The 8,940-nt window shown below is 44.9% G+C and carries 6 protein-coding genes and 2 tRNA genes; 3 read left to right on the forward strand and 5 right to left on the reverse strand.

Annotation, left to right across the window (positions count from 1 at the left end; genetic code table 11):
- Positions 1-7: 7 nt before the first annotated feature.
- The 5 genes from BM331_RS08935 to prsT all read right to left on the reverse strand — a co-directional run bounded on the left by BM331_RS08935 (position 8) and on the right by prsT (position 6,587).
- Positions 8-409, reverse strand: coding sequence for a YdbL family probable chaperone protein (locus tag BM331_RS08935; protein WP_256214872.1), 402 nt, complete (start codon positions 407-409; stop codon positions 8-10).
- A gap of 49 nt (positions 410-458) precedes the next feature.
- Positions 459-698 carry a hypothetical protein gene (locus tag BM331_RS08940; protein ID WP_074929014.1) on the reverse strand — a complete coding sequence of 80 codons (240 nt, stop codon included), beginning with the start codon at positions 696-698 and terminating at the stop codon, positions 459-461.
- Between the two features lie 5 nt (positions 699-703).
- Positions 704-2,779, reverse strand: a complete 2,076-nt coding sequence (locus tag BM331_RS08945; protein ID WP_074929015.1) for a hypothetical protein — start codon at positions 2,777-2,779, stop codon at positions 704-706.
- A gap of 5 nt (positions 2,780-2,784) precedes the next feature.
- Positions 2,785-3,663 (reverse strand): cysteine synthase CysM, encoded by an 879-nt coding sequence (cysM, locus tag BM331_RS08950; RefSeq protein WP_074929016.1) that lies wholly within the window; start codon positions 3,661-3,663, stop codon positions 2,785-2,787.
- 131 nt (positions 3,664-3,794) lie between these two features.
- On the reverse strand, positions 3,795-6,587 hold the full coding sequence (gene prsT / locus BM331_RS08955) for an XrtA/PEP-CTERM system TPR-repeat protein PrsT (RefSeq protein WP_074929017.1): 2,793 nt from the start codon (positions 6,585-6,587) through the stop codon (positions 3,795-3,797).
- Between the two features lie 491 nt (positions 6,588-7,078).
- Here prsT and BM331_RS08960 point away from each other — a divergent pair.
- The 3 genes from BM331_RS08960 (at position 7,079) to BM331_RS08975 (ending at position 8,231) form a co-directional block, all read left to right on the forward strand.
- Positions 7,079-7,155: transfer RNA gene (locus BM331_RS08960), tRNA-Arg, on the forward strand.
- Between the two features lie 66 nt (positions 7,156-7,221).
- A tRNA-Phe gene (locus BM331_RS08965) sits at positions 7,222-7,297 on the forward strand.
- Positions 7,298-7,946: 649 nt separating this feature from the next.
- A complete protein-coding gene (locus tag BM331_RS08975) occupies positions 7,947-8,231 on the forward strand; it encodes a ComEA family DNA-binding protein (protein ID WP_074929026.1) in 285 nt (94 codons plus the stop codon).
- Positions 8,232-8,940: the final 709 nt, after the last annotated feature.

The raw sequence follows: 8,940 nt of genomic DNA on the forward strand, positions 1-8,940 counted from the left end.
CGCCAGATCACTTTTTTTGCCAGGAACCGTTCTCCTGCTGATACCACCAGCCTGGTCTGGCCCACTTTATCCATCGTTGGGCAAATGTTGAACGAATGTCACTTTCCCATTCCGGATGATTGTTAGCCAGTGCTATTTCCCGATAAAGCGCATTACGATCCTGGTTCTCGGCTGTCACAAGTATATTGACCGACTGCCGTCCTGATAAAGGTACAGTATTGGAATCACGCAACACGATCAGGCCGTCACGAGTCAAACCTACTGCACCACTGTCATAAAATGGTATCAATTGACTGTGACGCTGTTTCATATTTTGTCTTAATTGGGTAACTGCTGGTGAACTGGCTTTAAAATCCACCGCACTCGCAAGGCTGATACACAGAAAGAAACCCAGTGATATCAGCGTCATGTACCAAGTTAACTGTCTGTACACGAGATTCACATCCTCAGAAGATCTTTTATGGCCTGACCTCGTCGGGTTTATTGTCAATTTTATTATTGCGAGTGTCATTGCCCGATTTCTCTCTGGGTTGCTCTCTGCCGCCAGCCTCATCATCAGCCTGCCAAACCTCATCGATAATCTTATCGGCGACTTTCTCTGCGGCGGCTGCCGGGAAGTAAATATTGATAGTTACGCAAGCCGTCACAACAAAGCCAGCGGCCACCAGCAAAACCAGGTTGGAATTGCGATTTGTCATTATCTTTAATGAATAACTGGATTGCCACTTTCAATGGCGCGCTCCAGACGTTTAAGCAGTTCAAGCCAATCCACCTCCGGATTATAGCCGGTAATAGTAATTGCAGGTATTCCACTGCCTTTAACCAGTACATATCCCTTGTCATCACGAGAAGCCGACTCAATCCCGCTCATGTAACAAATATGTCCACGCAACCTACAACCCCAGCCGATTTCAGCGTAGCGAAATTGTTCAAACATACCGAGAAAACTTTTCTGGATAGCTGTCACTGCAGACTCGCCACCTAATGCAATAATATTCTTGATTGCCGCCTGACTGATCCGACGCTTGTAATCCCCCGCGCTACTGGCAAGCTTTGCATCAAACCTCACTGGTTCCCAGTTAAGCAGCTCAAGATCGTTCACCTCAATATCAGCCCGTCCCTGTATATTTCCAAACGAATAGGCACGGGTCAACAGATCAAGATCGATATGATACATGGCCACATCCGCTGTCAGATGCGGGGTCAAGCTAAATGGCTTAGTCAGCACCAAATTTCTGGCTACCGCGACACCGTCGAATACCCCTGAAACAAGCTCGCCTTCCATTGTTATAGTTGAATTGGCATAGCTCATTTTCGGCATAATACCCGACAGCGTTCCAAACATGGGTTGAATCTGCAGGGATTCAGTCAGTTTTTCCATAGAGATCGGAAAAAGTCGCCCGTTTAACTGCCATTGCCAGCCGGATGTCTGCAAAGAAGCCATGAAATTTTCTATCAACAGCCTTCCATCCAGTATCGGCACCTCTGCACGAGGAATACCGAGCTGCACCCCGCTTGTCTCGATTGGAATATGTGTTGCACCCAGCGGAATTCTCAAGATCCGGGCATTGCTGAATCGGATTAATCCATCCAGCGCCTCGTTTCGGTTCCATGGTATATGGGCGTTCAATCCCTCTACTGCAAACCGCCCGCGAGTATCGGTTAGTGATACATCCTGCAAACCAATAATCAGTGACTGGTTTGTATTATCCTGGTAATGCCAGGCAACATTTACCTGGCCGACAGCCTCCGTTTCTGCCAGTGCCGTCTCCGCAACCAGAGGTCGGATAATACTACCGAACAAGGTGGATAATTCCAGGCTCTCGGCCGACAATCTGGCCTGCTGTAATGCTTGATCCGGAATGCTGACAACAGCAGAAAAATTCGCTTTACCTATCCCCGTCAAACTGAGTTCACCTTGCGATAGGTTAATATGATCATCTTTTATTATCCCTTTGGCAGTTAATCGGTGTCCTTCTCCGGGAAAATAAAATGGCTGCCAAAAGACCTCTCCTTCCGGCCAGGTAATCTCGCCCCACCATTGCCAAACATCCTGTTTTCTTCGTATATTCAGGTCAAATAATAGATTTATCCGTTCACCTGCATGTAACCCGCTCGCATCACTGAAAGATAATTTATTGATGCTCAACTGTGTGGATAACGCTGATATTGAAGCCTTATCTCCATTCAGGTAGATACTTCCATTGAGCTTTGCCTGATGTATCTGTAGTGGATCTTCTTTTTGAGGCAGCAAATCGGCCAAGAATTTTCCCTCTCCATTGACTATTTTCAGCACACCTCGCCACTTTTCTGCCTGCCAGTCGATCATCAGCTGCCACTTCTCTCTCGGATTTTTTGTCGGGAATGGATGAACTTCAAGTACAAGCTGCTTATGTTGCAAGGAAAGCTGGAAAGTTATCGATGAAAATAGCTTACCAAGCTGCAATGTCCCCATTTCACAACTAATTAATTCGTGATTGATACGAATTTGATTACATCTCAAACGAAGATCATGCCATCTCCAGTTTCCTGCGAGCAGCTCACCCACATTGATTTCAAGAACGGGCGATGAGATGTTAGTCAGCTTGATACTGGCTGAGCGAATATTAAAGGCAGGGTGCCGGATATTCTCCAGTACGAAATTAAAATAAGGGACAGCAGCATTAGCCGGAGAACAACAACCTGCGTAAATCAGAAAAAACAGCCAGAGGCGGGTAGCAAGCCTGCAGATACAAACCGGAAAACAGATACGAAGAAACCAGAAACACCTCGGTTTCATGCCCCTCAGGAAGGAAAAACTCCAGTTGACAGGTAGCGATCCCCACGGTCACACACAATAGCAACAATCACCGCGTTTCTCACCTGAACAGAAAGTTTCAGCACTGCTGCCAGCGCCCCTCCCGAAGAAATACCGGCGAATACTCCCTCTTCAGCTGCCAATCGACGCGCCATGACCTCGGCCTCCTGCTGAGATACCAGTAAAATGCGATCAACAAGTTCCGATTGATAAATTTTAGGCAAATAAGCTTCCGGCCATTTACGGATTCCGGGAATCTGAGCACCTTCCTGTGGCTGTACACCTACAATTTCTACCTTCTGCTCTTTTTCTCGGAAGTAGCGGGCACACCCCATGATTGTGCCGGTCGTTCCCATACTGCTTACAAAATGGGTAATCTCGCCCGCAGTATCTTGCCAGATCTCGGGAGCAGTACCTTCGTAATGCGCCAACGGATTATCAGGATTGGAAAACTGATCAAGAATAAAACCCTTGCCAGCCTCGCACAATTGTCTGGCGACATCCCGCGCCTCCTCCATACTTCCTGTCGGAATAATTTTGGCACCGTACGCAGCCATTACTTGACGACGCTCCAGACTCTGATTTTCCGGCATGACCAGAATCATGTGATAACCTAGAATTGCTGCCGACATAGCCAATGCAATCCCGGTATTGCCGCTAGTTGCCTCAATCAACGTATCTCCCGGCCGAATATCTCCGCGCTGCTGAGCTCGCATGATCATGGAGTAGGCTGGCCGATCCTTGACTGAACCCGCTGGATTATTGCCTTCCAGTTTTGCCAGGATAATATTGCTGGTTTCTCCCGGGATACGTTTGAGCTGGACCAAGGGAGTATGTCCGATGAAATGTTCGATAGTTTTATGCATGACCAGATACGTGCTGCCACCAATAAAACAAGATTATCTCATACACATACAAAAAACCCCTTGTGAATTCCTTCCACAAGGGGCTCAGTTAGGGATTAGCCTGAAAGAAATAGCACGTTAGTGTTGTCTCGTCACAGGCTTTCAAACAATTTTTTCGCTTCATCTTTCTGAGAAAAAGGTTTATCGCTACTTAGCAGTTTTTCAAGCTCCTGGCGCGCTTCAACCGTATTGCCAGATTTATATAGTCCGACTGCGTAGTGATAGTGGATTTCAGCAGCTTCCGGAACAGCTGCAACAGCCTTTTGCAGCAATGAAGTCCCTCGTTCGGCATCTCCTTGCTCAACCAGAATCCATCCAAGTGTATCCAGGATCGCCGGGCTGTCCGGAGCCTGTTTGTATGCCTTCTCGGCATAATCGAGCGCGGTAGCAGAATCTTTTTTCTGCTGGTATATCCAGGCTAGATTATTCAGTGTTGCGGCATGATCAGGATGTTGTTTCAGGATGGTTTTATATTCCCTGATGGCAGGATCATATTTTTTACCAGCAAGGTAAACACCTGCAAGATACATACGAACGCCATCATCAGCCGAGTTTTCTTTCAGCCATTGCGTGATACGTTGATCAGCCTGCTTTTCTTTTCCGCTTTGGCTAAGAGCTGTATGCAATTTGATCAATAATTGACTGGTTTTCTGTTTAGTCAGCGCCTCTTCATAAGCAGTGGTAGCGGCGGCTGCATTTTTCTGCCGCATTTGTAAATCGCCCTCCAGTTCGAATCCAACCGACAGCTTTTCGTGTTGTTTTTGTATATCTCGCGCGATCTTGAATGCATCATCCACACGATTGGCTTCAACTGCCAGTTGAGCCTGCATCAGTTTAGCTTCCCAGAAATCTGGCTTAATAGCCAACGCCTTTTTCAATGAATCAGCCGTTGCCTTGGTATTCTGCATAGAGGCATAGATCTGCGCCAGTTGAAGCTGGGCAGGGGCAGAATCCGGTAATCGGGCAGCCAGTTTCTGGAAATTTTCCAGTGCAGCATCCTTATCACCGGTAGCCAGATAAGCACGAGCCAGCAGCTCTATGACACTCAAATTATCCGGATGAATACCTTGCAGCTTCTTGGCCAGCGCAAGCGATTTCCCAGGTTCATTCATGGCCAGATAATGTGCTCCCAACTGCAAAGCTGGCGGCAGCTCATCCGGATTCTCCTGACTGGCTTTTTCCAGCCATTCCGTTGCTTTTTCTTTATTTCCTTGTGAGAGCGCGATACCTGCTAGCGCATTCATTGCCTGTACATTCTTCTTATCCTGCTTCAGTACTTCTTCAAAGCGGAGCTGTGCAGCCTCGGGATGCTTTTCCTGCAAATCAATTCTTGCCAGGTTGGAAATGGCGGGGAAATAGTCTGGCTGTATGGAAAGCGCCTGATTGAAGCTTGCACGTGCCTTGATTAGGTCTTTTTTACCCAGGTAAACACCACCTTCCAGATTATGCAGCAGCGGATTGTCAGGTTGCTCGGCAAGTTGTGATTTAACAGCTTTCAGCGCTTTATCAAATTCACGCTGCTGCAGGTGAGTCAAAACAAGCATGACACCCGCCCGACCGGATTTATCATCCAGTTGGGTAGCATGCTCCAGATCAGTAATGGCACTTTTATTTTCCCCCTGCCCCATTTTGCTCATAGCCATTGCGGTATATAACGCAGCGTTATCCGGGGATAATTCACCAGCCTTCTCAAAATACTCTGTGGCTTTCGTAAAATCTCGCATCCGCATATAGGCTTCGCCTGCCAGTGCAAACAATTGCGGGTCCTGTTGTACTGCCTTCAGCGCTGGGGTTAAAGTAGCAATCGCCTGTTTTGCCTGATTACTTTTCAACTGAATCGATGCCATAAGCTTAATGGCATAAAGATTATTCGGAATCTTCTTCAAGTATTGATCAACATACTGCTCCGCTTGTGGAAGCGACCCCAATGCAAACTGGGTGGCCCCCGCAAGTAATACACTAGGAAGATGCTCTGGTGCCGAGCTCAACACCTGTTGCAAAGTTTCAAGGGCAACCGCATGTTTACCCTGGCTAAAATTGAGTAATGCCTGCGTGTATGCAGCAGGCAGGCTACCGGGAGCAATCTTGCGAACGGCATCCAGATCTGCTTGGGCGGCTTCAAATTTTTTAGTACTGATTGATATAGTTGCCCGATTAATATACGCAGCTAATGATTCCGGGTTCAGTTTTATAGCTTTGGCATAATCGGCCAGCGCTTCATCAATCTTGTTCTGAGCACGCAACAAATCTCCTCTGAACAATACTGTATCGCTGTTTTCTGGATTAAGTTTCACCGCTTCTTCGGAAAAATTCATGGCAGATTCAATATCGTTCCGGGCAAGCGAGCACCTGGCCATACCCATCAACGCATCTGCAAATCCTGGCTTATCCTGTAAAGCCTGCTCAAACAATGCTTTGGCTTCTTCAATTTTACCTAGCGCCAATGAAGCATTGCCACGCAAGGTAAGCAGTTCAGCAAAATTCCCTTCCCCGGATAATTTCTCAGTTTCATCCAGTATTTGTTGAAATTTCCCCATTCCCAACCATGCCTGGCTCAGCCCAGGCAACACTTTGACTGGATCCATGCCAAGATCAAGTGCCTTATTCAATTCCTTTTCTGCCGACTGAATATTCCCTTCCTTGTTATAGAGCGTTCCCAACAAATAACGGATTTCAGGGTCATTGGGATTTTGTTGCAAGGCATTCTTTAACTGAATAATTGCTGCCTTGTCATTACCCTGTTGCTGATATTGTTTAGCTTCGGCTACCAGAGCTTGCGCATCCATAGGTTTCCCACAGGCTGAAAGCACCAGAATAACGGCTATCACAGGAGCAAGAATTGTTGTCGATTTCATCTGGGTGATCGTTTTACCAGAACCGCTCATATTTACCTCTTTTGGTAATTAAGTTAAATACATAAATTCACAAAACACCGTCTGAAACAAAATTCAGAATAGCAGTTTTTATATCCAAATATCATTAATGGAATAGTGATAGTTATAGCACAGTCAACTTATAGGCAAATTTGTGAAATCAATTGGGATTGCATGTTTTAACACTGTAATGATCGATTCACCAACGAGTTACCGAGATACCTCACTTCGGTCAACAGGAATACTCAATCCGAGCCAGCCCACACACCATAATCTGAGACAGACTCAACCCGCAAATCAGCTAAATCTATCAGTTTATTCAATTCATTCTTGTTTCACCGGCACAAGAAGCACAGCTAGTACCGGATACGATGACATCATCTTCCACATCAGATTCTTGACAACAAGGCCCAAATATAACATTATGCACAGCTCTTCGAGCGTATCCGGATGCCGCTATTTGCAGAGGTTACGAAATAAAAAGAGATATTTATCGTAAAAATGCGCCCGTAGCTCAGTTGGATAGAGTACTTGGCTACGAACCAAGGGGTCGTGGGTTCGAATCCTGCCGGGCGCGCCAGTAAATTAATATTATTTATCGGCGCGATAAGATATAGTCAGTTTTATAAGCTGTTTTGATTTTTGAGGCCAAGTAGCTCAGTCGGTAGAGCAGAGGACTGAAAATCCTTGTGTCGGTGGTTCGATTCCGCCCTTGGCCACCATCATTTTAGTCAATTAATTCTTCGGTTGACCTGCTCGTTTTCTGCATTTATCAGATCTCCACATGATTTTCACTAACTTCCATATTTCCTGAAATTTTCCAGGATCTCTCATCGCATCCCAAATACTCCATTAAGAGCAAATCCTACGTATTTATGCAGATTTCTCATGGATTATACTTACCAGTCTCATATCAGCTACCACAACTTTATCCATCGCTTGAAGATGCAACGTATCAATATTTGATGCAGGCAAAGCCAGCCTGGCATGTGAAAGCAGACGTACCAACGGATGCTTCGAGCCTCTGACACTCACCTGATCGATGGTCAAACAAGCCCCCGCCCCATTACGATATGAATTTTGCGGCGCGACCACAAGCACCTCACGACGTTTGCAGAAAACAATCTCTCATTAGCTATAACCCTGCAATACCGGTTTATTTCAACAAATCGCACAAAATCTATATAAATATTGGTTATTAACAACCACTTTGACTGAACCATGTAGCTCTCTGATGTACACCCGGTTAAAGTTAGCAAGGATAGTGTCGATATTGATTTTTTGGCAGGAGAATCACAAACTGCCAAAAAAAACATAAGTTGGATAACCAAAAGATTTTATCTTGTTAATTTTTATATGGAGATTCAAAAGATGAAAAAAATTTTTTTGATTCTTGTAGTATTTTTCGGGTTAAATTTATCTGTATTAGCCGGGGTAGATATCAATACAGCAAGTCAAATTGATCTTGAGTCGGTAAAAGGTTTGGGGCCGGTTAAAGCAAAAGCGATAATTGAATACCGGGAAAAGTACGGCATGTTCAAGTCAGTAGGAGACCTAGCCAATGTAAAGGGTATAGGTGTCGGGACGCTCAGACAATTAGGTGACCAGGTGAGTGTTCAGGAGGAAACCGCTTCAAATGAAGTTAAGGCTCATTAATTGAAAAATCAGTGTCTTTAGATATGATGTTTTAACCTGGTTTAAGATTTATCGGGTAGTCAGCGCGGCATGACATGAGCTGCCCGATAAATCCATACAGTCAATAATTTCTGTGCTGGTTTAATTTACACAGATACCTTTGAAGAGTGAAATACGTACTTAAATCCAGCTTAAATGACTCTTCAGCCGATTTGGCTACACAACGCTATGGAATTCTCTTATCTACTGCTTGAAGTCAAGCCATTACTACATAAAAATACTATCAATAAAAAGCTTCTTAAGATCACCCCCCACTTCGCGCAGAAGCAACTATTTGATCCTGGATAAAGACGGCTCTCTAGTAGGCAAATAGAATTTATCTAAATACCAGCTCCACCTGGTTCTTTGGAGAAATTGCGACATGGATATAATCAATCCGCATCTTAACAGCACTGCATCAATAGCCATGTGACTTTCAACTGCATATTTTTATCTATCAGCATTCAAGATGGCAAACTCGCTATCTAGAAACTACTATTACTATTCAATATTTGCCGATTCATGTCCATATCCAGATCACAAAATATAAACACAAATCAGCCATCGCAAACTATTTAATCAGTATTTTTTATGTATTTTTTCTTTTTTACTTTTTGAGAAGAAGAAGTATCCGGCACCTATAATAACGATCAATAAAGGCCAGAGGAACATATTCAACTTGATTTTACCC

The organism is Nitrosomonas eutropha (assembly GCF_900116685.1).
In the GTDB taxonomy this organism is placed as follows: domain Bacteria; phylum Pseudomonadota; class Gammaproteobacteria; order Burkholderiales; family Nitrosomonadaceae; genus Nitrosomonas; species Nitrosomonas eutropha_A.

What these genes read in the sequence shown, in the direction of transcription:
- BM331_RS08935 (WP_256214872.1), bottom strand. Translation starts at nt 409, where the DNA reads ATGACGCTGATATCACTGGGTTTCTTTCTGTGTATCAGCCTTGCGAGT.
- BM331_RS08940 (WP_074929014.1), bottom strand. Translation starts at nt 698, where the DNA reads ATGACAAATCGCAATTCCAACCTGGTTTTGCTGGTGGCCGCTGGCTTT.
- BM331_RS08945 (WP_074929015.1), bottom strand. Translation starts at nt 2,779, where the DNA reads ATGAAACCGAGGTGTTTCTGGTTTCTTCGTATCTGTTTTCCGGTTTGT.
- cysM (WP_074929016.1), bottom strand. Translation starts at nt 3,663, where the DNA reads ATGCATAAAACTATCGAACATTTCATCGGACATACTCCCTTGGTCCAG.
- prsT (WP_074929017.1), bottom strand. Translation starts at nt 6,587, where the DNA reads ATGAGCGGTTCTGGTAAAACGATCACCCAGATGAAATCGACAACAATT.
- BM331_RS08975 (WP_074929026.1), top strand. Translation starts at nt 7,947, where the DNA reads ATGAAAAAAATTTTTTTGATTCTTGTAGTATTTTTCGGGTTAAATTTA.